Annotated in this window: 23 protein-coding genes; 13 read left to right on the plus strand and 10 right to left on the minus strand. The window is 71.0% G+C overall.

What is annotated here, in order from left to right:
• Positions 1–31: 31 nt before the first annotated feature.
• The 3 genes from idi to BJ969_RS24730 all read left to right on the plus strand — a co-directional run bounded on the left by idi (position 32) and on the right by BJ969_RS24730 (position 2231).
• Positions 32–622, plus strand: coding sequence for an isopentenyl-diphosphate Delta-isomerase (gene idi / locus BJ969_RS24720; protein ID WP_184482717.1), 591 nt, complete (start codon positions 32–34; stop codon positions 620–622).
• Between the two features lie 340 nt (positions 623–962).
• Positions 963–1709 (plus strand): thioesterase II family protein, encoded by a 747-nt coding sequence (locus BJ969_RS24725; protein WP_184482720.1) that lies wholly within the window; start codon positions 963–965, stop codon positions 1707–1709.
• Between the two features lie 54 nt (positions 1710–1763).
• The gene (locus BJ969_RS24730) at positions 1764–2231 is read left to right on the plus strand and encodes a nuclear transport factor 2 family protein (protein WP_184482722.1); all 468 of its coding nucleotides are present in this window, start codon (positions 1764–1766) and stop codon (positions 2229–2231) included.
• 272 nt (positions 2232–2503) lie between these two features.
• Here BJ969_RS24730 and pabB read toward each other — a convergent pair whose 3' ends face one another.
• Positions 2504–4507 carry an aminodeoxychorismate synthase component I gene (pabB, locus tag BJ969_RS24735; protein WP_184482725.1) on the minus strand — a complete coding sequence of 668 codons (2004 nt, stop codon included), beginning with the start codon at positions 4505–4507 and terminating at the stop codon, positions 2504–2506.
• 144 nt (positions 4508–4651) lie between these two features.
• On the opposite strand from pabB, the gene BJ969_RS24740 reads away from it, so the two are divergent.
• The 4 genes from BJ969_RS24740 (at position 4652) to BJ969_RS24755 (ending at position 8273) form a co-directional block, all read left to right on the plus strand.
• On the plus strand, positions 4652–5854 hold the full coding sequence (locus tag BJ969_RS24740; protein WP_184482728.1) for a cytochrome P450: 1203 nt from the start codon (positions 4652–4654) through the stop codon (positions 5852–5854).
• Between the two features lie 535 nt (positions 5855–6389).
• Entirely contained in the window at positions 6390–6701 is a 312-nt protein-coding gene (locus BJ969_RS24745; protein WP_184482731.1) for a hypothetical protein, read from the plus strand.
• A gap of 103 nt (positions 6702–6804) precedes the next feature.
• The gene (locus BJ969_RS24750) at positions 6805–7875 is read left to right on the plus strand and encodes a hypothetical protein (RefSeq protein WP_184482735.1); all 1071 of its coding nucleotides are present in this window, start codon (positions 6805–6807) and stop codon (positions 7873–7875) included.
• A 140-nt stretch (positions 7876–8015) separates the two neighbouring features.
• A complete protein-coding gene (locus tag BJ969_RS24755; RefSeq protein ID WP_184482739.1) occupies positions 8016–8273 on the plus strand; it encodes a DUF3040 domain-containing protein in 258 nt (85 codons plus the stop codon).
• Between the two features lie 13 nt (positions 8274–8286).
• Here the strand turns inward: BJ969_RS24755 and BJ969_RS24760 are convergent, their stop codons facing one another.
• Entirely contained in the window at positions 8287–10191 is a 1905-nt protein-coding gene (locus BJ969_RS24760) for an N-acetylmuramoyl-L-alanine amidase (protein WP_184482742.1), read from the minus strand.
• A 275-nt stretch (positions 10192–10466) separates the two neighbouring features.
• On the opposite strand from BJ969_RS24760, the gene BJ969_RS24765 reads away from it, so the two are divergent.
• Positions 10467–11045 (plus strand): DUF4232 domain-containing protein, encoded by a 579-nt coding sequence (locus BJ969_RS24765; RefSeq protein ID WP_184482746.1) that lies wholly within the window; start codon positions 10467–10469, stop codon positions 11043–11045.
• A gap of 169 nt (positions 11046–11214) precedes the next feature.
• On the opposite strand, the gene BJ969_RS24770 is transcribed toward BJ969_RS24765, so the two are convergent.
• Entirely contained in the window at positions 11215–11925 is a 711-nt protein-coding gene (locus BJ969_RS24770; protein ID WP_184482749.1) for a FadR/GntR family transcriptional regulator, read from the minus strand.
• A gap of 142 nt (positions 11926–12067) precedes the next feature.
• On the opposite strand from BJ969_RS24770, the gene BJ969_RS24775 reads away from it, so the two are divergent.
• The 4 genes from BJ969_RS24775 to BJ969_RS24790 are packed head-to-tail and all read left to right on the plus strand — an operon-like array spanning position 12068 to position 16044.
• Positions 12068–13528 (plus strand): MFS transporter, encoded by a 1461-nt coding sequence (locus BJ969_RS24775; RefSeq protein WP_184482752.1) that lies wholly within the window; start codon positions 12068–12070, stop codon positions 13526–13528.
• Positions 13529–13556: 28 nt separating this feature from the next.
• The gene (locus BJ969_RS24780) at positions 13557–14480 is read left to right on the plus strand and encodes a dihydrodipicolinate synthase family protein (protein WP_184482756.1); all 924 of its coding nucleotides are present in this window, start codon (positions 13557–13559) and stop codon (positions 14478–14480) included.
• Positions 14477–15376 carry an ROK family protein gene (locus BJ969_RS24785; protein ID WP_184482760.1) on the plus strand — a complete coding sequence of 300 codons (900 nt, stop codon included), beginning with the start codon at positions 14477–14479 and terminating at the stop codon, positions 15374–15376. The genes BJ969_RS24780 and BJ969_RS24785 overlap by 4 nt, the downstream gene beginning before the upstream one ends.
• Positions 15373–16044 carry an N-acetylmannosamine-6-phosphate 2-epimerase gene (locus BJ969_RS24790; RefSeq protein WP_184482763.1) on the plus strand — a complete coding sequence of 224 codons (672 nt, stop codon included), beginning with the start codon at positions 15373–15375 and terminating at the stop codon, positions 16042–16044. Before BJ969_RS24785 ends, BJ969_RS24790 begins: the two co-directional genes overlap by 4 nt.
• Here BJ969_RS24790 and BJ969_RS24795 read toward each other — a convergent pair.
• From BJ969_RS24795 to BJ969_RS24815, 5 genes are all read right to left on the minus strand, one after another.
• On the minus strand, positions 16034–16345 hold the full coding sequence (locus BJ969_RS24795; protein ID WP_184482766.1) for a hypothetical protein: 312 nt from the start codon (positions 16343–16345) through the stop codon (positions 16034–16036). The two genes, BJ969_RS24790 and BJ969_RS24795, sit on opposite strands and share 11 nt — an antisense overlap.
• 148 nt (positions 16346–16493) lie before the next feature.
• On the minus strand, positions 16494–16760 hold the full coding sequence (locus tag BJ969_RS24800) for a PLDc N-terminal domain-containing protein (RefSeq protein WP_184482769.1): 267 nt from the start codon (positions 16758–16760) through the stop codon (positions 16494–16496).
• Positions 16761–17032: 272 nt separating this feature from the next.
• Positions 17033–18166, minus strand: a complete 1134-nt coding sequence (locus tag BJ969_RS24805; protein WP_184482772.1) for an L-talarate/galactarate dehydratase — start codon at positions 18164–18166, stop codon at positions 17033–17035.
• Positions 18167–18213: 47 nt separating this feature from the next.
• Positions 18214–19593, minus strand: a complete 1380-nt coding sequence (locus BJ969_RS24810; protein WP_184482775.1) for an MFS transporter — start codon at positions 19591–19593, stop codon at positions 18214–18216.
• A 399-nt stretch (positions 19594–19992) separates the two neighbouring features.
• Positions 19993–20421: a DUF6010 family protein gene (locus BJ969_RS24815; protein WP_184482779.1), complete on the minus strand. Its 429-nt coding sequence runs from the start codon at positions 20419–20421 to the stop codon at positions 19993–19995.
• Positions 20422–21180: 759 nt separating this feature from the next.
• Here BJ969_RS24815 and BJ969_RS24820 point away from each other — a divergent pair.
• Positions 21181–21732 (plus strand): hypothetical protein, encoded by a 552-nt coding sequence (locus tag BJ969_RS24820; protein ID WP_184482782.1) that lies wholly within the window; start codon positions 21181–21183, stop codon positions 21730–21732.
• A gap of 41 nt (positions 21733–21773) precedes the next feature.
• On the opposite strand, the gene BJ969_RS24825 is transcribed toward BJ969_RS24820, so the two are convergent.
• Together BJ969_RS24825 and BJ969_RS24830 are read right to left on the minus strand one after the other, a co-directional pair.
• Positions 21774–22457, minus strand: a complete 684-nt coding sequence (locus BJ969_RS24825; protein ID WP_184482785.1) for a TetR family transcriptional regulator — start codon at positions 22455–22457, stop codon at positions 21774–21776.
• A 291-nt stretch (positions 22458–22748) separates the two neighbouring features.
• Positions 22749–23717 carry a quinone oxidoreductase family protein gene (locus BJ969_RS24830; protein WP_184482788.1) on the minus strand — a complete coding sequence of 323 codons (969 nt, stop codon included), beginning with the start codon at positions 23715–23717 and terminating at the stop codon, positions 22749–22751.
• Positions 23718–23756 lie beyond the last annotated feature (39 nt).

The raw sequence follows: 23756 nt of genomic DNA on the forward strand, positions 1-23756 counted from the left end.
AAATCGACGGGCGACGATCGGAGGGAAGGTCATGGAGGAAGTGGTCCTGCTCGCGGAGGACGGGCACGCCATCGGCACCACCGACAAGGCGACCGTGCACCACGCGGACACGCCACTGCACCTGGCGTTCTCCTGCTACGTGTTCAACACGCGCGGTGAGTTCCTGCTGACCCAGCGGGCGTTGAGCAAGGCGACCTGGCCCGGCGTGTGGACGAACACCTGCTGCGGCCACCCCGCGCCCGGCGAAACCCCGCGGGACGCGGTGCTGCGCAGGCTCGGCGAGGAACTCGGCACCCACGTCCCCGACGTCGAACTGGTGCTGCCCGGCTTCCGCTACCGCGCGGTCATGGGCAACGGCATCGTGGAGAACGAGATGTGCCCGGTGTTCCGGGTGATCGCCGACGTCACGACCGACCCCAACCCCGCCGAAGTCGAAGCGGTGCGCTGGGTGCCGTGGGCGGAGTTCTCCGCCGACGTGCTCGCCGGGACCGCGGACGTGTCGCCGTGGAGCGCCCTGCAGATCACCGAACTCACCAAGCTCGGGACGGATCCTGCGAAGTGGGCGGTAGGAAACCCCGCCGACCTGCCCCCCGCGGCTCGTGAGCCTCTTCGGGCTGGTTGATTTCACGGCTCTTTTTGCTTTGGTGGTCGGGTAGCGGAACCTCAGTCGGTCTCTCGCTGCGGGATCTTTTTCCCAAGTGGCTCCGCCACGAGGGAAAAAGCTGTCCTCGCGAGAGACCGACTGAGAACCCGCGGGTGGTCGGCTTTGGACGTGGGCTATTCGCTGCGCGAATACAGGCACGGCCTTCGGCCGCAAGGCAGACTTCGCTTCGCTCGCCCCAGGCACGGCTACGCCGCCCAAGGCACGGGGCTCGGGTTTGGTGAGATCGGGCTCTCTTCGGGGTCGGGGTGGTAGTGGGGTTGTTAGCTTCGGGTGGGTCGTCCAGTGGAAGTGAGGGGTCATGACGGGGATCGCCGATGACACCGGGGCCTGGATCAGGCGGTTTCACCCGGCTGCCGCTCCGGGGCCGCGGCTGGTGTGCTTCCCGCACGCCGGTGGTGCCGCCTCCTACTACTTCCCGATGTCGAAGGCGCTCGCGCCCGACGTCGAAGTGCTCGCCGTGCAGTACCCGGGCAGGCAGGACCGGCGCGCCGAGCCGTGCCTGACCAGCGTCGAGGAGATCGCCGAGCGGGCGCTCGACGGACTCCGCGGCTGGGCCGCCGAGGGGCCGCTCACCTTGTTCGGGCACAGCATGGGCGCCTCCGTCGCGTTCGAGGTGGCCCGGCGGCTGGAAGCCGGCGGCACGCCCGTGCGGGCGCTGTTCGCCTCCGGACGCGCCGCCCCGCACCGCACCCGCAACGAGGGCGTGCACGCCCTCGACGACCAGGACTTCGTCGCCGCGCTCACCGCGCTCGACGGGAGCACGACGGCGGTGCTGGCGAACGAGGAACTGCTGCGGATGGTCATGCCGTCGCTGCGGGCCGACTACCGCGCCGCGGAGACCTACACCTACCGGCCCGGCTCAGACGTGAGCTGCCCCGTGGTGGCGCTGATCGGCGCGGACGACCCGAAGGTCACCGCGGACGAGGCGAGCGCCTGGCAGGAGCGCACCAGCGGATCATTCGAACTGCACACGTTCCCCGGCGCGCACTTCTACCTGAACGCCGAAGCCGAAGCGGTGCAGCGCGTCATCCGCAAGCACGTGTGACCTGAGCCACCACACCCTGGAGTTCGAGCGCACTGCAAGGCGCATCCTCGGGACGTGGACGAGCGGCGAACGACCCGCGAACACCTCGCGGCGCTGGACGAGCGCCTCCTGGCGCTGGCCGACCACGTCGAACTGGTGGCCATGGCCGACCGCTACTTCAGCCTGCTCGACGAGCAGGAATTCCCGCCCGGCTGGGCGGACTCGGTGTTCACCGCCGACGCCCGCCTGGAGTTCCCCGGCCGCCTGTGCCGCGACCGGGTCGCGATCGCCGAGTTCCTCAGCCGCGACGCCGAACGCTACGACCGCACGCAGCGCCTCGGCACCGGCCACCTGATCACCGTCCACGGCGGCACCGCGTCGCTGCGCTGGAACTCGATCGAGACCGGCGCCCTCCCGGCCGGCGACGAGGACCGCTACCGCAGCATCGGCGGCCGCTACCGCGCCGACGCCCGCCGCACCCCCGACGGCTGGCGCCTCACCAACCTCTTCCTCCGCCTCATCTGGACAAGACAAGAACGCTGAGACTTTGATCTCGGCTTGAGCAGTGGGTCGCTCAGCGGAACCTCAGCGGTTTCCTCGCTGCGGGATCTTTTTTCCAAGTGGCTCCGCCACGAGGAAAAAAGCTGTCCTCGCGAGGAAACCGCTGAGAACCCGCCGGTGGTCGGCTTGCTTTGGTGGTCACTGCTCAGCGGCTCCGCCGCTGACAAAGACAACGACCAACAAACGCCACTCACCTGGACAGGCAGTGAGCTTCCGCCACCCGACCCACCAGGCAAGCCGCCCCCGGCGAACCCTCAACAAGCCCGAGCTGACGCCAAAGCTTTGAGGAGCATTTCCTCGTATTCCGCCGTCGGGTCGGAGGCGAGCACGACCGCGCCGCCCGCGCCGACCCGCCAGTCACCGCCGGAGCGCACGAGGGTGCGGATCACGATGTTGAGGTCCGCGTTCCCGTTGCAGCTCAGGAACCCGAGCGCGCCGGAGTAGACGCCGCGGGCGGTGCCTTCGAGCTCGTCGATCAGCTCCATGGTGCGCAGCTTCGGCGCCCCCGTCATGGAGCCGCCGGGGAAGCACGCGCGCACGCAGTCCAGCGCGTCGCGGCCGTCGGCGAGTTCGCCGCGCACGGTGGAGACCAGCTGGTGCACGGTCCGGTAGCTCTCCACGTCGCGCAGCACCGGCACCTGGACCGATCCGGGCCGGCACACCCGGCCGAGGTCGTTGCGCAGCAGGTCGACGATCATCAGGTTCTCCGCGCGGCTCTTCGGGTCGGCCGCCAGTTCGGCGCGCGAGCGCTCGTCCTGCTCGGGGGTGTCCCCGCGCGGCGCGGTGCCCTTGATCGGCTTGGCCTCGGCGATCCCGTCGCTGATCTTCAGGAACCGCTCCGGCGAGGAGCACGCGACCTCGACCGCGCCGAACGAGAGGAAGGCCGAGTACGGCGCGGGGTTCAGCGCCCGCAGCCGCCGGTAGGCGTCGAACGCGCTGCCGCGCGGCGGGATCGCGGCCGAGGTGGTCAGGCAGATCTCGTAGCTCTCCCCCGCCAGAAGGTGTTCCTGGCAGCGCGCCACGTCCCGGCGGTAGGCGTCGCGGTCCAGCAGCGGCGCGACGTCCGCGCCGCCGCCGGTGTCCGGGGCGGGCAGCGGCCGCAGCCGCGCCAGCGCGCTCTCGGTGCCGGTGAGCCAGCGCCGCGCGTCGTCCACGCCGGACCCGGGTCCGCTGAGCGCCACCAGGTAGGTGGTGCGCTGTTCGTGGTCGACCACGAGGAACCGGTCGGCGAACACCCAGATCGCGTCCGGGGTGTCGGCGACGTGCCGGTTCGGGGAGCCGCATTCGGCCTTGAGCTCGTACCCGAAGTAGCCGACGTAACCGCCGACGAAGTCGAACGGCAGCCGCGGGGCGTGCACGTGCCGCCGGGCGAGTTCCCGCCGCAACCGGTCGAAGATCGACTCCTGGCCGGGGCCGACGCGGTGGCGCACGACCTCGGCGAGCGGGCCCGCGGCGTCACCGAGGTAGGAGAACCGGGACAGGCCGGGCCGCACCCGCGAGCTGTCCAGCCAGAACGCGTCCGCCGACGCCGCGTGCAGCTGCGCGAACGCCGCTTCCGCGTCGACCTCCCAGGGCAGCGTCGCGACGTGCGCGGTGTAGTGGATCGGCTCCTCGCCCTCCGCCGCGCGGGGTTCCGGCGCGGCGTGCCGCGCGGCCCCGTGCGGCGCCGCCACGACGGCCCGGTCTTCGCAGGCGAGGCGGCGGAAGTTCCGCAGCAGCAGGGTGCCGAGCTCCGTTTCGATCGACTCCGGGTGGAACTGCACGCCCCAGCGCGGCAGGGTGCGGTGCCGCAGCGCCATGAGCACGTCGTCCTCCGCCCACGCCAGGGCTTCCAGCTCCGGCGGCAGCGGTTCGGCCACGCACAGCGAGTGGTACCGCACGGCGTCGAACTCGGCGGGCATGCCGTCGAACAGCGCGTCCCCGGTGTGGCGCACCGTGCTGCGGTGCCCGTGCCTGGCCTGCGGGGCGCGCACCACTTCACCGCCGTCGGCGACCGCGATCCCCTGGTGCCCCAGGCAGACCCCGAGCACCGGCACGCTCGCCTTCCGCAGCACGTCCCGGCACACGCCGAAGTCCCGCGGCCTGCGCGGATCGCCCGCTCCCGGTGAGAGCACGACGGCGTCGTAGCCGTCCAGGTCGAGGTCCGCCGCGTCCACGTCGTTGCGCACGACCGTCGGCACCGTCCCGCTCACCTCGGTGAGCTGGTGGAACAGGTTGTACGTGTACGAGTCGTGGTTGTCGATCAGCAGGGTCCGCACCGCGCCATACTCCCCGCTCACCACCCCCGCCGGCCGCTGACGGCGGCCAACCCCACATCTCCGGTGCCCGCCCGCACACGCGGCGCCACCCGGCGTGCCGCCCGGCTCCTGGTGCCCGACGAAGATCAACGGCACACTTCTGCTGTGACCGAAACTGGAATCGCCCTGTTCGACGAGGACTACTGGGACCGGGCCGCCGAGGTCGAGCGGAGCCTGCGCGAGCAGGCCCCGGTGCACCTCGCCACCCCGAAGTCCGGCACCCCGCTGTGGGTGATCAGCCGCTACGCCGACGCCCGCGCGGCGCTCAACGACCCGCGCTTCTCGAAGGATTCCGACCGCCTCAACGCGGTCATCCTGAGCAAGCTGGACCAGCCGGAGGGCGAGCTCTCCGGCCTGTTCTCCAAGCACATGCTCAACTCCGACCCGCCGGACCACACGCGGCTGCGCAAGCTGCTGGCGCGGGACTTCACCGCCCGCCGCATCGCGAACCTGCGCCCCCGGGTGGAGTCGTTGGTGTCCGGCCTGCTCGACGAGCTGCCGACGGGTGAACCGCTGGACCTGATCGAGCGGTTCGCCTTCCCACTGCCGATCACGGTGATCTGCGAGCTGATGGGCGTGCCGGAGGCCGACCGCTCCCGGTTCCGCGGCTGGACGTCCGCGCTGATGGAGCCCGCGCGCCACGGCGACGGCCTGACCGCTTCCCGCGAGATGGCGGCGTTCTTCGTCGACCTGTTCGCGGCGAAGCGCGCGAACCCCGGCGAGGACCTGATCTCGGCGCTGACGGTCGCCTCCGACGACGGCGACCGGCTCTCCGAGGAGGAGTTGCTGGCCACCGCCTTCCTGCTGATCGTCGCGGGCCACGAGACCACGGTGAACCTGGTCGGCAACGGCGTCCGCTGGCTGCTGGAGTCCCCGCAGAAGTGGGCGGCGCTGCGCGAACGGCCGGAGCTGCTGCCCCGCGCGGTCGAGGAGGTGCTGCGGTTCGACGGCCCGCTGCGGATGGCCACCCACCGCTTCACCACCGAGGACGTGACCGTCGGCGAGGTGACCATCCCGGCGGGCGAGCTGGTGATGATCAACCTGACCTCGGCGAACCGGGACTCCGCGCAGTTCGAGCACGCCGACGAGCTGGACCTGGACCGCGCGCACTCGGGCCACATCGCCTTCGGCCACGGCCTGCACCACTGCCTCGGCGCCCCGCTGGCCCGCCTGGAGGGCGAGGTGGCGTTCGCCGAACTCACCCGCCGCTTCCCGTCGGCCCGCCTCGCCGTCCCCGGCGAAGACCTGCACCGCGGCACCAGCCTCGTCATGAACGGCTACCGAACCTTGCCGGTGGTCCTCACCTGAGGTGACTCGGCGGGAATTTCCGGTTCTTCCCGGCATTTCCCGGCCCGCTCGGCATCTCCCCGCGCTGTGCAGCCATTCAGGCGAACCGGACATATCACCCACTTGATTCGGGGAATCGCTGCTAACGTCGACCCGGTCGAAAGCCGCTGGGGAGCCGGTCGAGCGGGCCGCGAAAGCGTTCACCCGAAACCCTCGATCACAGCGCGAGCACAGGGGGATCAACGAGATGCCGTCCGCGAACATCGCCTCCGCGAAATCCGAACAGCCGAGAGGCGACCGCTGAAGCGGAGCGGAATCGTCGAGTTCGATTCATCGACTCGATCGGCAGCACGCGTCATCCGGTTCACCACCGCAGGAAAACCTGCCGGACCTCGCTGAGCCACCACCTCGGTGCGCTGGGAAAACCACCGCCTACGACCTGGCGGACTTCCGCGCTCTCCGGCGATCGACCAGAAGGAAACGGTTCCAACCTGCCCCGAAGGGAAACACCATGCGTCGCCATGCCCTGATCGCACTGGTCGCAATCATGTTCACGATGGGAATCACCGGAAGCGCCGCCGCGGACTCACCGTGGAATCGGGATTCCATCGGGCGCAACGGAAAGGTCACCATCAGCATCACCGGCGATTCGACCCGGTACTCGGTCCGCGGATACGCGAACGAGCGCTTCTTCGGGCACATCGACATCTGGGGTCCGGGCTGGCGCGTGAACGGCAAGGACGGCTGGTCGCCCAGCACCTCGGTGTCGGGCAAGTACGGGGCCGGAAAGGTCTGCGCGCAGGGCTTCGAAAAGCGCGGTGACGGCACCTACTTCTCGGTCGGCTTGCCCTGCAACCAGGTGAAGTGACGACCCGCCGGGGCGGGCTTCCGCCCCGGCGCTCCCCTGCCGCAGGCAACCTGCTGCGGTCTTCCCGCGTTCCCCCAGGTAGGACGATCACTGGGGAGCCGGTATGGGACGCACGGGATGGATCGGGGTCGCCGCGGCGGCACTGCTGGTGGGCACCGCGCCGCAGGCGGGGGCGACGACGTGGACGCTGGAGCCGCTGCCGGAGCGCGACACCTCCGCGACGCTCACGTCAGCGGCGAGCGGGGACGGCACGACCTGGGCGTTCGGCTCGTGGAGCACGTCGATGCCGCAGCAGCACAGCCTCGCCTACCTGCGGGATCCGCACGGCTGGACGGAGGTGCCGACGCCGGACATCGGCCGCCTCGACGACGCCGTCGTGGTGGCGGCCGACGACGTGTGGGCGATCGGCGCGGACGCCAAGTACGGCATCGGCTCCGCCCTGCACTGGGACGGCGAGCGGTGGGCGGAGGCCCCGTTCACCGCGACCGGCGGCCGCGACGGGGCGCGCGGCATCGACGCGTCCGCCACCGACGACGTGTGGGCCGTCGGCTCGTCCTACGACGACGGGGCGGGCACCGGGCGCGGCCTGGCGCAGCACTGGGACGGCGCGGCGTGGCGGGACGTCCCGGTTCCGCAGCGCACTGCGAACTGGACGTTCTCGGACGTCACCGCCGCGGCACCGGACGACGTGTGGGCCGTGGGCAACGACGGCGGCTACCAGGCGCAGGGCCTGGCGATGCACTGGAACGGCCAGGAGTGGACGGAGGTCCCGGTTCCGGACGTCGAGCTCGGCGAGCTGCGCGCGGTGCGGCTCACCGCAGTGCAGTCCCTCGCCGCCGACGACGTGTGGGCCACCGGCAACGTCCACGACGCCTCCGGCGGCACCACCACCTACGAACCGCTGCTGCTGCACTGGGACGGCCACGAGTGGTCCTTCGCCGACGCCGCGCGGGACGCGGGCGCCCGCGGTGACCTGGTGCGCGCCGGGGGCGGGCTGTGGTCGCTGGGCGAGCGGCTGCTGCACTTCGACGGCACCGGCTGGCAGCAGCAGGACGGGCCGCCCGCCGGCGTGCCCTCCGGTGGCGCCGAACTGGCCGACGGGCGGTTGCTGACCGTCGGCGGCACCGGCGGCTACCCCGACGTGGCACCGTTCGCGGCGGTGCGCCAAGGCTGACCCGACGCCGGGCGGCCGAGGTGGCCGCCCGGCGTCCGGGCCTTTCGGCCCGGGAAAGCGGGCCGTTGTCCTCTCACCCCCGCGCCCCGCGCCCGCCAAGCTCAGCGGACACGTCCGCGCACGAGCCGGGAGGGGACGCCGTGCACCGCTACGAACAACGCCTGCTCGCGGAGATCGAGAACCGGCTCACCATCGACGACCCGGAATTCGCCCGCGCGTTCTCCGACGACGAGCTGGCCACCGCCACCCCCGGCCGGGGACGGTTGGTGCTGGGCGTGCTCACCGGAGTGCTCGCCGTGATCTGCCTGCTGATCAACGACGCCGCCGGTTTCGCCCTGTGCACCGCCCTGTCCGCCGCCCTGATCACCACGAGAACGTGGCACCTCTGGTCCTCCTGAGGCGACGGCGGCCTCAGGCTCGTTCCAGGTCTGATTTCTTCGCGTAGACCCAGCGGTGGTGGTAGGAGACGGGGACGAAGGTCTCGGAGCCGCTGATCACGGTGTGGTTGTCCGGGTCGTCGAGCTCGTCGTAGGTCGCGTAGTAGTCGAGGGCGTCCGTGGGCGTTCCCGTGACGTACACCTGGCCCGCCGGGATCGTGTACGGCAGCGGTTCGAGCACTTGCGGGTCGATGCCGCCGGGGTAGTCCGCGGCGTCGGGCAGCGGCCTGCCGTAGGTCGGGATGCCGTCGCGGACGGGCGTGCGGAGGTCGACGTCCGAGGCGGGCGTCGTGTTCTTCCCGTCGGGGTCGTGCAGCCACGCCTTCCGGCCGTCGAACCAGATGGCGAGCCAGCCACCGGAGCGCTCCGCGACGGCGTACTGCCGTCCGGTCGTGGCCTTGTCTCCCCAGTCGTCGATCCGGGTCGTGCCGGGGCCGCCGTCGGGGTGCAGCACCTCGGAGCTCAGCAGCGGGGCGTGGGCGCGGGGTTCGGTGCGCAGCGGGAGGAAGTTCGCGGGCTGCGCGGGCAGCACCTGGCACTCCTCGTCGGGCGGGCAGCTGGTGACCTCGGGGCGGTTCGAGTCGAAGTCGGGGTCGATGGTGACCGCGTCCGCGTCCTCGCCGCTCGCCGCCGAGGGGGCGCCGATCAGGTCCATGTAGTGCGTCCAGTCCCAGAAGGGGCCGGGGTCGTAGTGCTCGCTGCCGGCCTTCGCCGCCGTTTCGGCGGTCACCTCGTCGTGGCCGAGGATGTGCTCGCGGTCGAGCGGGATGTCGTACTCGTCGGCGAGGTGGCGCACCAGCTTCGCGGACGCGCGGTACATCGGTTCCGTGTACCAGGTGCCGCCTTCGGCGGCCCAACCCTCGTGCTCGATGCCGATGGAGCGCATGTTGCGCTCCCAGCTGCCCGCGTGCCACGCCATGTCCTCGACGGGCACCATCTGCGTGATCTCGCCGTCGGAGGAGCGGATCACGTAGTGCGCGGCGGCTCCGTGCGCGGGGTTCTGGAACGCGGTGATCGTCGACTCGTAGGAGATCTCGGTGTCGTGGATGACGATCGAGTCGATGCCGACGTCGTCGGGCCGCTGCGCGGTGTCGTAGTTCCCGTAGCCCGCGGTGGGGTCCTCCGGGTCGGTGGGCTCGTAGGCCGCGGGGATGTACCGGCAGTCCACGTCCGCCGGGCAGTCCACTTCGGACTCGTCGACGCCGGGCGCGGGCGGTGCGGCCGGTTCCGCGTCGGCGACCTGCGCGAACGCGAGGCGCTGGCCGGTGGAGGTGGTGCGGGCCCGGCCTTGGCCGAGCACGTCGTACACGTCGTCGGCGAAGGCGCGGGCCGCGCTCGTGTCCGGGTCGCCGCTGAGCTCGGCGACCGCCGGGTACCAGTCGCCGACGGTCTCCGGAAGCCGGCCGTCGGCCCCGGTGGCGCGTTCCGCCAGCAGCGCCGCCCCGCCCCGGATGTTCGCGGCCGAGTCCGTCTTGAGCCGCGCCGGATCGGCGTCCACCAGTTCCGCGGCTTCGGTGAGGGTGTGCAGCGCCGGATCGGCTCCGAGCTCACCGAGCTTCGGGTTCCGGTCGCGCAGTTCCTGCTCGCTGAGCTCCACGAGGTGCATCGGGCCGTAGCCGCCTGCCCTGCTCTGCTCGCCGTGGTGGTCCTCCCACCGGGTGAGCTGGAAGGAGACCGCCATCAGCAGCGACTGCGGCACGCCGAACTCGGTGGCGGCGGACTCGTAGGCCCGCTGCTGCGCGGTGTCCGGGCCTTCCGGCGCGGCGGCGAGCGCGGTCGTCGCCGCGGGCGCGGTCAGCACCGCGGACACGGCCAGCACGGTCGCCGCGCGGGACGGGCGCCGCGGGCGCACGGCCCTGGCGTCGTTCGTTCGTCTCATGTGGACCTACCAGGTTTCCGGGGGCTCGCGCCCGCGAAGCGGCGACCCGGTGCGGCCCGGCGCCGAGGCGTGCGCCCGCGCGGTTCGCTCGCGAATGCGATCAGCCTACCGAGCCGAGACCACCACTCGCGGGCACGAAACAGGAACGAAAGGGCAGCGGAAGTGCCCGTTCGGATTTTTTCGAACCCGCGAACAACCCCGTTGCGGGGCAGACGTCTTACGGGGTGAAAAGAGCACGGGATGCCCGTGCAGGAACGAGAAGGGGGAACACCACCATGTCGCTCACCAAGACCCGCAAGCTCGGTGCCACCGCAGCCCTGTTCAGCGGCGCGCTGCTGCTGGTCGGGTGCGGCCAGGCCACCGGTTCGGTCCCGGAGGGCGTGTCGAACGCCGCGGTCCAGCAGGGCGGTTCCGCGGAGGACATCTCCGCTTCCCCGTGCTCCGCCGAGGACTACAAGGTCGACCTGATCCCGCAGCCGGACCGCGCCGGCGTGTTCCTGATGGCGGTCACCAACAACTCGGACGAGACCTGCCCCGTCTCCGGCTGGGCCTCCCTGACCCCGGAGAACATGGCCGGTGAGCCCATCGACGTGGCTTCCGAGAACGTCGAGATCCCCGGCGGGCCAACCGAGATCTCGCTGGAGCCGGGCCGCACCGCGTTCGCGGGCGTGCACATGGAGCTCGGCGACAAGAACGAGATCCCCACCGCCACCGGGTTCAAGGCCGGATTCCAGGACACCTCCGGTGAGGTCAACGTGAACATCGACAGCGGCGACCAGGAATACCTCGAATTCCCGATCGAGTCGATGCAGATCGGCACCCTCCAGCCGTCCGCGCAGGGCGTCACCTTCTGATCCATCCCGGTTCTCCACCGGCGTTCTTCGACGATTCCCGCAGTACCACCGCAATTCGCGGCGGGACCCGTGCTGCCCGGAAAACGGCCGCGCCGGAATTCGTCCCGCGAAGCCCCCGTTCGCCTCGCCCGACATCGGGCGTCGCGTCGGGGGCTTCGGACGTGCCTGGTCAGCGCGCGGCTTCGGCGGAGCCGAGGCGGTGGTTGATCTCGGCGAAGTGCGCGGTCATCGCATCCCGGGCGGCGGCGGAGTCGCCCGCGCGCAGGGCGTCGACGATCGCGGTGTGCAGGCGCACGGTTTCGGCCTTCTCGGTGTCGCCGGGCGCGCTGAGCACGGCGTGCGCGGTGCGGTAGGAGTCCCAGAAGACGTCGACGAGCTGGCCGATCAGCGGGTTGTCGACTCGCGCGTAGAGCACGCGGTGGAACTCCCGGTCGGTCTCCGGGTCCAGCTCGGTCTCGCCCATCGCGGCGCACAACGCGTCCAGTGAGTCCAATGTGGACTCGTCGAGCTCACCGGCGAGGCGGCCGACGACGCCGACCTCGATGAGTTCCCGCACCTCGATGAGGTTGCGCAGCCCGGCGAGGTCGTCGGCACCGCCCGCGACCGCGCGGAAGGTCAGCGACGGTGACAGCACCCGCAGCGACGCGTCGCCGACGACGGTGCCGTGGCCGTGGCGGACGTCGACGATGCCGAGCGCGCGCAGCGAGCGGACGGCTTCGCGCACGCTGTTGCGGGACACGCCGAGCAGTTCGATCAGTTCCAGCTCCGTCGGCATCGGATCACCGGGCCGCAGTCCGCGGTCGTGGATCAGCTCCAGGACCCGCTCGGGCAGCGGGTCCAGCACCGGGCGGCGAGTCGTGCCGATCGCCACGTCTGTCATCGGGATTCCGCCTCGCACTGTCGATCTCGGGGGTTTACAGGCCGCGAGGGGCACTCTACAGTTCCGGCGACACAGACGTCCAACGTCTGATGTCCAATGTCCGCACACCGAGGTGCGACATGCTCAGGAACTGAGGTGACCCATGCGACGTGCCGCCCCGACCGGCACCGGGAACGTGCCCTGGTACCGGCAGCTGGATCGAACGCAGTGGAAGGCGTTCGCCGCCGCCTGGATCGGCTACCTGCTCGACGGCTTCGACTTCGTGCTGATCACGCTGGTGCTCACCGAGATCAAGGCGGAGTTCGGGCTCACCACGGTGCAGGCGGCCACGCTGATCTCGGCGGCGTTCATCTCCCGGTGGATCGGCGGCCTCACCCTCGGGGCGCTGGCGGACCGCTACGGGCGGAAGTCCGCGATGATCGCCAGCATCGTGCTGTTCTCCGTCGGCACGCTGATCTGCGGTCTCGCGCCGACCTTCGGAGTGCTGTTCGCGGCGCGGCTCATCGTCGGGCTCGGCATGGCCGGCGAGTACGGCGCCAGCTCCACCTACGTCATCGAGTCCTGGCCGACGACGATGCGCAACAAGGCCAGCGGATTCCTCATCTCCGGCTACTCCATCGGCACCGTCGTCGCGGCGCAGGCCTACAGCCTGATCGTGCCCGCCTTCGGCTGGCGCGCGCTGTTCTACATCGGGCTGCTGCCGATCCTGCTCGCCGTCTGGCTGCGCCGGAGCCTGCCCGAGTCGCGGGACTGGTCCGAGCAGCAGGAGACCGGCACCGCCTCCCCGTCGGTGATCGGCATCCTGTTCACCGGGCGCCGCGCACCGCTCAACGTGATGTCCGGGCTGGTCGCGCTGGGCGCGCTGATCGCGATCTTCACGCAGGCCGCCGGATCGGTCTGGCTGATCGCGGTGCTGGGCGTGCTCACCGCCGCCGTGTTCGTGTCGTACATGGTGCAGTTCACCGGAGCGCGCTGGCCCACCGGCCTCACCGTGCTCGTCATCGTGTTCACGGCGTTCCTGTACTCGTGGCCGATCCAGTCGCTGCTGCCGACGTACCTCAAGACCGACCTCGGCTACACCGCCACCGAAACCGGCAACGTGCTGTTCTTCGCGGGTCTCGGCGCGGCCGTGGGCTGCTGCGTCGCCGGGTTCACCGGCGACTGGCTCGGCACCCGGCGCGCCTACTGGATCAGCCTGCTCGTCTCGCAGGTCGTCATCTTCCCCGTCTTCGCCATCGGCGGCAGCAGCCTGCTCGCGCTGGGCGCGCTGCTGTTCGTGCAGCAGATCTTCGGCCAGGGCATCGCGGGCCTGCTGCCGAAGTGGATCGGTGGCTACTTCGACGTGCGCCACCGCGCCGCGGCGCTCGGGTTCAGCTACAACGTCGGTTCGCTCGGCGGCGCCGTCGCCCCCGCGCTCGGTGCCGCACTGGCCGGCAGCCTGAGCCTCGGCACCGCGTTGGCCACGTTGTCGTTCGGCCTGACGTTCGTCGTGCTCGTCCTCATCGCCGTGGACGCGCCGTCCCGGATGCAGCGGTGGCTGCGGCCCGACGCGGTGTGGACGACCGACGCCGTCGACGGCGCCGAACTCCGCGCCGCCTCCTGATCCCGCTCCCGACATCGCAAGGAGAGACATGGAACTCCGCAACGGAGTCATCCCCCCGATCTGCACGCCGCTGACCCCGGAACTGGAGGTGGACACCCGTTCGCTGGCGCGGCTCGTGGAGCACCTGCTGGCGGCGGGCGTCGACGGGGTGTTCGCGCTCGGCTCGACCGGTGAGATGGCGTTCCTGACCGACGCGCAGCGCGAGCAGGTGCTGCGCACCGTCGTCGACGCGGTGGCCGGCCAGGTCCCGGTGCTCGCGGGCGCCATCGACACCACGACGCCGCGGGTGCGCGAGCACGTGCGCGCCGCGGAGCGGACCGGGTGCTCCGGCGTGGTGGCGACCGCGCCGTTCTACGCGCGCACCCACCCGGCGGAGATCGAGCACCACTTCCGGTTGCTCGCCGAGAGCACCGAACTCCCGCTCTACGCCTACGACATCCCGGTTTCGGTGCACTCCAAGCTGAGCTCCGAGCTGCTGCTGCGGCTCGCCGCCGAGGGCGTGCTCGCCGGGGTCAAGGACTCCAGCGGCGACGACGCCGGGCTGCGCGGGCTGCTCGTCGGCCGGAAGGCACGGGGTCTGGAGTCGTTCAGCGTGCTCACCGGTTCCGAGCTGACCGTGGACACGAACATGCGGATGGGCGCCGACGGTTCCGTGCCGGGCCTGGGCAACGTCGACCCCGACGCCTACGTGCGGCTGAACCGGCTGTGCGCGGACGGCGAGTGGGATCGGGCGAAGGCGGAGCAGGAGCGGCTGATCGAACTGTTCGCCCTCACCGCCGTCGGCGACCCGAACCGGATCGGTGCGAGCTCCTCGGCGCTGGGCGCGTTCAAGGCCGCCCTGCACCTGCGCGGCGTCATCGACTGCCCCGTCACGGCGCCGCCGCAGCTGCCGCTCACCGCCGACGAGGTGGACGGCGTCAAGGAGCGGCTGGTCGCGGCGGGATTGCTGTGACCGAGGTCGTGGGCGTCGACATCGGCGGCACCGGCATCGCCGCGGCCTTGGTGACCGGCGACGGGCGGATCACGGCGCGCTCCTCGGTGCCGACTCCGGCCACCGAGGGCGCGGGCGCGGTGCTCGACGCGGTGGCCGCCGCCGTCGGCGAGCTCGGCGGGTCGTTCGCCGCGGCCGGGGTGGGCAGCGCCGGGGTGATCGACCGCGCGTCGGGCCGGGTGCGCTCGGCCACCGATTCCCTCGCGGGGTGGGCGGGCACCGACCTGCGCGGCGAGCTCGCCGCGCGGCTCGGCGTCCCGGTCACCGTCGACAACGACGTGCACGCCCACGCGCTCGGCGAGCTGTGGACGGGTGCGGCGGCCGGGAAGCGCCACGTCCTGTTCGTCACGGTCGGCACCGGCATCGGCGGTTCGCTCATCATCGACGGCCGCCCGCACCACGGCGCGCACGCCGTGGCAGGCCACATCGGGCACCTGCCGATCCCGGCGGCGGCCGGAAAGCCGTGCCCGTGCGGCGGTTCCGGGCACGCGGAGGGCGTCGGCAGCGGTCCGGCGCTGCTCGCGGAGTACCTGGAGCGGGGCGGTTCCGCGACGGCGCTGCCGGAGGTCGCCGCGCTCGCCGAGTCCGGTGACGCGGTGGCCGCCGACGTGCTCGCCCTCGGCGCCGCGGCCACCGGGCAGCTGCTCGGCGGGCTGGTCAACGCCGTGGACCCGGAGCTGGTGCTGGTCGGCGGCGGCGTCAGCTCCTGCGGGCCGGTGTGGTGGAGCGCGCTGCGCGCCGCCGTCGCCGCCGAGGTGCTGCCCGCGGTGCGCGACGTGCCGGTCGTGACCGGCGGGCTCGGAAGTGATGCCGCGGTGCTCGGCGCCGCCCGGATGGCTTGGGACGAACTCGGATGAACGAAGTGCTCGACAGGTTGCGCGGACGGCTCGTCGTCTCGTGCCAGGCGTATCCCGGAGAGCCGCTGCGCGACCCGGACTCGATGCGGCGGATGGCGCTGGCCGCGCTGCACGGCGGCGCGGCGGGCATCCGCGCCCAGGGCCTCGACGACCTGCGGCTGATCCGCGAGTCGGTCGACGTGCCGATCATCGGCTTGTGGAAGGACGGTGCGGAGGGCGTCTACATCACGCCGACCGCGGACCACGCCGCCGCCGTCGCCGGGACCGGCGCGGACGTCGTGGCGTTCGACGCCACCGACCGGCCACGCCCCGACGGGAGGCCGATCGAGGACACCATCGCGGCGATCCACGACGCGGGCAGGCTCGCGATGGCCGATGTGTCCACATGGGACGAAGGAGTGCGGGCGGCGGAGCTGGGCGTGGACGCCGTCGGCACCACGCTGTCCGGCTACACCGGGGCGGGCCCGAAGCCCACCGGTCCGGACTTGGACCTGGTCGAGGGCCTGGTCGCCGCCGTCTCGGTGCCGGTGATCGCCGAGGGTCGCATCCACACCCCGCGGCAGGCGGCGGAGGCGATGGGCCGGGGCGCGCACGCGGTGGTCGTGGGCACCGCCATCACGCACCCGACGACGATCACGAGCTGGTTCGCCGACGCCGTCAACGGCTGATCGTCGCCGGGGCTCGCCGCGATTCGGCGGCGGGCTCGGGGTCGGCGATCTCGGGATTCGCGTTCTCGGAGTCGGCGGACTCCGGTTCGGCCCGCGACCGGCCGACGAAGAACCACAGCGCACCGCCCAAGAACGGCACGAACGCCAGCGATCCCCACAGCAGCTTGCGGCGACCGCCGAGGCCGGGTTCGACGACGACCCCGGCCAGCGTGCTCAGCGCCAGCAGCACCGCCATGCCGACCACGAGCTGTCCGAGGACGCCGAGACCGGCCGCTTCGAAGAAGTGGGTGAAGGTGTGCATGGGACGCTCCGTTCGCAGTGCTCCTCACCGGCTGGTCACCGGCGGGACCACCTTCGCAAGCGGGGCGCATCGGCCACGTCCGCCGATCGACTTGATCGCCCGGCCGAAAGTCTTGATCCACCGGCCTGATGGCCGAGCCGGGTGGCGATCATCGGAGGACGACTCGCCTGCGGGCGTCGGCGCGGCCGATCACGAACCACAGCAGGCTCCCCAGGAACGGCGCCATGAAGGCCACGATGACCCACACCAGCTTCATGCCGCCGCTCAGCGCGGAACCGAGGATGCTGATCAGCGCTCCGATGAACAGCAGCGCGTACGCGGCGAGGATGACCAGCGGGAAGTTGATCGCCAGTGCGGCGAGCACGCTGTCTTCGGAGATGAGCTCGGCCTGCTGCTGAGCGATCAGGGACATCATCGGGGGGCTCCGTTCCGAGTGGTTCTGCCGGGGCGTCCGCCACCGACGAGAACCACTCTCACAGCCGACGCCCTCCCCCACTTCGGCTGATCGGCCCGACCCCCCTTGACCGAAAGGCTGACCCCCACCCCGCTCGGATTCCCGCACCACAGCGAGGAATCCGAGCGGATCGGGCCGTTTCGGAAGGACCGGATGACCAACCCGCCCAGCACGACCGGAAACCTTCGATCGATGTCCGGTCAGCATCGAAGCCGCTGAGCGGCGAACCCGGATCAACTCACTTCGTGTTCTGCGACCGTCCAGGCTCGGGTCTGGTCGCTGAGGGTGATGCCGAGGCCGGGGCGTGCGGAGAGGTGCATCCGGCCGTCGGCGATCTCCAGGTGTTCGTTGAACAGCGGGTCGAGCCATTCGAAGTGCTCCACCCACGGTTCGTGCGGGTACGCGGCGGCGAGGTGGACGTGGATCTCCATCGCGAAGTGCGGTGCGAGTTGCAGCTTGCGCTGCTCCGCCAGGGCCATGACCTTGAGGAACTGGGTGATGCCGCCGATCCTGGGCGCGTCGGGCTGCACGACGTCGGCGCCGCCGGCGCGGATGAGCTCGGCGTGCTCGGCGACGCTGGCGAGCATTTCACCGGTGGCGATGGACGTGTCGAAGGTGGACGCGAGCAGCGCGTGGCCCTCCGCGTCGTAGGCGTCGAGGGGTTCCTCGATCCACACCAGGTCCAGCGGTTCCAGCGCCCGGCACATGCGGCGCGCGGCGGGCCGGTCCCACTGCTGGTTCGCGTCGACCATCAGGGCCACCCCGTCGCCGACCTTCTCCCGCACGGCGCTCACGCGGGCGAGGTCGGTGCCGTGGTCGGGGTGCCCCACCTTGAGCTTGATGCCGCCGATGCCGTTCGCGACGGATTCCGCGGCGCGGTCCACGACCTCCTCGATGGGCGAGTGCAGGAAGCCGCCGGAGGTGTTGTAGCAGCGCACCGAGTCGCGGTGGGCACCGAGCAGCTTCGCCAGCGGCAGGCCGGCTCGCTTGGCCTTCAGGTCCCACAGCGCCACGTCGAACGCGGCGATGGCCTGGATGGACAGCCCGCTGCGGCCGACCGACGCGCCCGCCCACACGAGCTTGTCCCAGATCTTGCCGATGTCGCTGGGGTCTTCGCCGATCAGCACCGGCGCGATCTCGCGGGCGTGCGCGAACTGCCCCGGTCCACCGGCGCGCTTGGAGTAGCTGAAGCCCACGCCCTCTTGGCCGGAGGCCGTGCTGATCTCCGCGAACAGCATGGCGACCTCGGTCATCGGCCGCTGCCTGCCGGTGAGGACCTTCGCGTCGCTGATCGGCGTCGCCAGCGGCAGCGTCACCGAGGAGATCTTCACCCGGGTGATCCGGTCGAGGGTGGCGGACGAGGTCATCGGAACGCTCCGTTCAACTGGGATGGACGGCTTCGGGCTTCGGGAGGTCAGGCCGCGTCGAAGGTGATCCGCTTGATCGGGCCCATCACGGCGAAACCGACCAGCGCGAGCAGTCCGTGCGCGGCGACGAACCACAGCGCGACGGTGAAGGACCCGGTGGCCTGCACGGTGTAGCCGATGACGATGGGGGTCACGATGCCCGCGGCGTTGCCGAACGCGTTCATCGTGGCGGCCACGAAGCTCGACGCCTGCGGCGGCGCGATGTCCGTGGTGATCGCCCAGCCGAGCGCTCCGATGCCCTTGCCGAAGAACGCCAGCGTCATCAGGGCGACGATCAACACGCTGCTGTCGGTGAGGTTGCACAGCCCGATGCTGGTGGCCAGCAGCATGCCCACCACCGACGGCACCTTCCGGGCCGCCGTCAGCGAATACCCGCGCCGCAGCATCCCGTCGGAGAGGAAGCCGCCGAGCAGTCCGCCGCCGAACCCGCACACCGCGGGCAGCGCCGCCACGAACCCCACTTCGAGCAGCGACAGGCCGCGGCCCTGCACCAGGTACACCGGGAACCAGGTGATGAAGAAGTAGGTCAGCGCGTTCACCGCGTACTGCGAGAGGTACACGCCCCACAGCGCGCGGGCCGCGAAGATCTGCCGGAACGTGGCCGCGTTCAGCGGGGCGCGTTCCTGGACGGGCGCCGCGCCCCCGCCCTTCGGGGCGTCCAGGTCGACGATGCCGCCGCCCGAGCGGATCTTCTCGAACTCCTCCGGCGAGACCCGAGGATGGTTGCGCGGCGAGTCCATCCACCGCAGCCACAGTGCGGCGAGCGCGAACCCGAGCACGCCCAGCATCACGAACACCCAGCGCCAGCCGAACTCGTGGGTGATCCAGCCCATGATCGGCGCGAACAGCGCGGTCGCGAAGTACTGCGCGGAGTTGAAGATCGCCGTGGCCCGGCCGCGTTCCGCGGTGGGGAACCAGGCCGTCGCGACCCGCGCGTTCGCCGGGAACGCGGGCGATTCGAACGCCCCCAGCAGCAACCGCAGCACGAAGATCACGGTCACCGCGACCAGCACCGGAGTCGTGATCAACCCGACGAAGCTCACGGCCAGGGTCACCAGCGTCCACAGCACGAGGCTGAACGCGTAGACCCGGCGGGCGCCGAACAGGTCCAGCAGCATCCCGCCAGGCAGTTGCGCGATCACGTAGGCCCAGCTGAACGCCGAGAAGATGTAGCCCAGCTGCACGGTGCTGAACCCGAGGTCCGCCTGCAGGCTGCTGCCGGTGATGGACAGGCTGCTGCGGTCGGCGTAGTTCACCACGGTGATCACGAAGATCAGCGCCAGCACGAGGAACCGGGTGGGGATGCGCGGACGGGCGGGTGCGCGCTCCGCCGTTCGCCCGGCCGCTTCCGTCTCGCTGTCAGACATCGTCGTCCTCCACTGTGGAAGGCGAGCCGGTCGTCCCCTGGGGAACTCCCGATCGCGGGGTGCCAGCAGACTAGGCGCGCACGACGATGCTCTTCTAACACCGATTCGGCATCATCCGATACCTGATCCGCATCACCGCCAGTGGCAGTTCCCGGACCCGCCGACCGGCGCAATCACCATCGCCAGCACCCCGCGTCCGGAGCAGCGGAACTCCCCCACCGAGCCGACCCGAACCCGAACTGCTCCGATCAGGTGATCCACCCCGAACGCGAAAACCCAGCCCGCACAAAGGGTTCCCGGCGGTCGCGCGAGCGACCCAGCCGACCTCCGGCATGAACAGAACCGCCCAGCCCCAGAAGCGGACGCCCGCCACGAGCTCCCACACTGGCCACCGAGTGCTCAGTCGCCGACCGGTCGCGCGTCGGCTTCCTTCGACGCACCCCGGAAGCGGCGGAAAAGGTCGGAAATCGAGGGGCCGCCCGCGAAGCACCACACGGCGATCACCGGGTCGCACAGGGCGCAGCCGAACGAGGAGTGCTCGGCGAACGGGATGATCGGGGTGCCGTTGAGGTGGTGCAGCACGTCCCACGCCGTGTGCAGGAGCCACGCGATCCCGATGAACGTCCACGAGCTCAGTCCGCGGTAGGCCACGTAGGTCAGCACGGCGGTGAAGGCGAACTCCCAGAGGCCCAGGCCGCCGCCACTGAGGTAGGCGGCACCGGCTCCGGCGACCACGATCGCGTTGAACGGGCGGCGGTGCCGCTCCGGGATCAGCGAGTTCAGCAGCACGTACAGGACGCCGATGAGCAGCGGCGCGATGATGGACATGGCCCGACGCTATGCCGCGACCACCGCCCCCGAGCAGTGGCGACGACGACAGGAACCGCCGGATTCCGGCCAAGTCCGGGACGTGCCCCGAAGCAACGCGGCGTGCTTCCCACTCCCCGAACCCGATCATTCGGCAGCCCGAGGACGCTGCAGGAAACCGCCTCACAGCAAACGGGACCGGCATTACGAATGCAGGATTTCCTACCTGAAAAGAGCATGTGTTCGCTGGTCTCAGTAGTGAAAGGTGAGCTCGGGAGGTAGGGCATGCCGGGGGAGCAGAGCCGAGGGAAACCGCTGCCGCAGCAGCAGTCAAGTCCACCACGGTGGGATAACACCGACACCGTGCCGATACCGGTGGTACGCGCACCGATGGCACCACCGCCCAAACCGTTCGCAATGCCTCCGACGACGGCCACGCGAGTTCCGGGAACACGCCGGACGTTCTTCGTCGGTATGGCTGGTGTCATCGCCACGGCGGCCACCTTGTGGTACACGGCCGCCACCAGTTCCCGTGACGAGCGCAGAAGCGCACGCGAGGAGGAACAGCACGACCAGGAGTTGCCTCCGCGATCCGGGCCAGCCGTCGCTCTCCACGATGTATTCCAAGACGAGTTCCTCTACGGCTGGAGGACGTCGTATGCGATGCCGGTGCGACTGCTCCCAACGGAGTTCCCGTCCAACAACGACCTGGACGCTCAACGAACCGAGGGATACCAAGCGATGCTCGCAGCAGGGGGAGCACCCTGCGGGCGAACTCGAGTGAACTTCGTGATCGAGAGTCTTCGGCGGACGTTGCTCATCCGAGGCATCCGTGTGCAGGTTCGCCAGCTCGGGCCGCCGTTCGCGGGCACGTTGTACGCGCCGATTCCGCTTGGCGGTGGACCGGGACAGTTCAGTGATTCCGCGCTCACGGGTGTCGATCTCGATGCGCCTCGGCCAGCGGTACGAATGCTTAAGGAAAGCTTCTTGTCGGATAGCGGGGACCGGCAACGTGCAGTGCGCGACGGGCTGCCGTTGCGGGACCCGTTTCCCGCAGGTCAGCTCACCCTCGGACCATACGACCAGCAACTCGTGTCAGTACTGGCCCAAGCACGACGCGGCGCTTATGAAATGCGGCTGTTCCTCGACGTGCTCGCCGACGGCGAGCGTCACACTGTCGAGATCACGTCCGAGTACGGCCGGTTCTTCCTCACTGCCCCGGCCAGCTCGTACGAATCAGTGTTGATCGAGTCGGTGCTCGATGACGGCCGTGGAACGCTCGTTCATACGAAACCAGGAGTGTTCACTGGCGATTCGTTCTTCACTGGCTAGCACTCCCTCGCAATCAGCACTTTCCGAGCAAGACCCACCGCTCAGCCCGGGGTGGCGATCCGGTCGAGCCATTGGGCCAGCAGGGCGCGTTCGGGGGCGGTGAGCTCGGTCAGTCCGTCCAGTCCGGCTCGCAGCGTCAGGGCCGCGCCGACCTCCGGCGGGGCGTCGCGCTCGGGACCGGGGCCGACGATCGCGGAGATCGCCGCTTCCCGCGCGAGGTCGCCGAGGCCGGGGTCCCGGTCCGGTGCCGCGGTCGCGATGAGCTCCCAGGTCGTGCCCGTCGCCGCGGCGTGCACCAGCCGGTTCGCGCGCGGCTCCGGGACGCGGAGCCGGCCGTCCCGGGCGATGCGGCGGATCGGGCCCGCGAAGATCTCCGCCGCCCGCCGCCGCGCGTTCGATCCGCCGCCGGGACGTGCCGGGGCGTGCGCTGCCGCGTACACGGCGGGGTGCTCGATCCCGAAGCGCACGTGCAGGTCCCAGCCGCGGCGCAGGTCCTCGACGGGATCGCGGCGGGCCGACCACGATTCGCGCCGCACGTAGGACGCGTAGACGTGCTCGGTGACGGCGTCGAGCAGACCGCCCTTGTCGCCGAAGAACCGGTAGATCGTCGGGGCCTGCACGCTCGCGGCCGCGCAGACCGCGCGGGTGGTCATGGCGTCCGGTCCGCCCTCGGCGAGCAGCGCGGACGCCGCATCGACGATCCGCCCGCGAACCCCGTCCGACACGAGTACCGATGCTAGTTCCCCCGCGATCGCGGCGGTAAGGCCGATTTTTCCCCGTTTCCCGGTCTCCGGCACCGAACGCGTCGGCGATGCGCACGTCCGGGCGGATCGGTGCGATCTCGCGGGTTCGAGTGCTCCGGCACGAAGGGCTTGCGGCCCTGAGGGTCCGGGCCGACGGCCGATCGTGGCAACGCTCAGCTCCGCTCCTCCCGACGGGACGAGCGCCGGCCCGCGCGCTGTTGTGCGGGCGGGTAGTGGGTGGTGCTGTTCGGTGTTATCAGCCGGTGCGACGCGTCAGGGGATGAGCAGGACGCGGCCGAAGGCGGCGCGGCTCTCGATGTGGCGGTGCGCGGCGGCGGCCTCGGCGAGCGGGAACTCCTGGTCCAGCACGACGGTGAGCTCACCGGACGCGACCCGCTCGACGAGCCGCTCGACGACCGTCCTGACGCGAGCCGGGTCGTGCTCCATCTCGCCGCCGAAGTAGACGCCGTTGAGGGAGGCGTTCTTGAACATCAGCGGCCCGAGCTGCGGCGGTCGCGTCTCCCGACCGGCCTGGCCGACCCAGCTGATCCGCCCCCGGTAGGCGAGCGCGCCCACGCTGCCCTCCAGGGTGCTCCCGCCGACCGAGTCGACGACGAGGTCGACACCGCGCCCGTCGGTGAGCTCGCCGACCCGCTCGGCGACGTCGGTGTCCTTGTAGTTGATGGCGTGGTCCAGGCCGAGTTCGGTGAGCCGGGCCAGCTTCTCGGCACTGGAGGCCGTGCCGATCACCGTCGCCCCGGCGGCCTTCGCGAGCTGCACGGCCGCCAGGCCCACGCCGCCCGCGGCGGCCTGCACGAGCACCGTCTCCCCCGCCTGCAACCGGCCGAACTCGAACAGGCAGTCGTCGGCGGTGCCGAACTCGACGGGAACGCCCGCGGCGAGCCGCAGGTCCAGCTCGTCGGGCACCGGGTAGACCTGCCGCTCCTGCACTACGGCGAGCTCCGCGTGCGAACCGGCGAACATGATCGCGACCACGCGCTGGCCCGCGCGCACCGAGGTCACTCCCGCACCGACGGCCTCGACGGTGCCCGCCGCCTGGTAGCCGACGATGTGCGGGGCGGTCTCGAACGGCGAGCCCTGCCGGTGCAGCAGGTCGCCGCCCTGCACGCTGACCGCCGCGACGCGCAGCAGCACCTCACCGGCTCCCGCCACCGGGTCCGGGACGTCCTCGTAGCGCAGGACTTCGGGGCCGCCGTTCTCGTAGTACACCGCCGCCTTCATGCCGGCCTCCTCGTGGTCGCGTGTTCCCCAGGGACATCG

Origin of the sequence: Saccharopolyspora gloriosae, assembly GCF_014203325.1 — a bacterium.
Classification (GTDB): Bacteria; Actinomycetota; Actinomycetes; order Mycobacteriales; family Pseudonocardiaceae; genus Saccharopolyspora_C; species Saccharopolyspora_C gloriosae.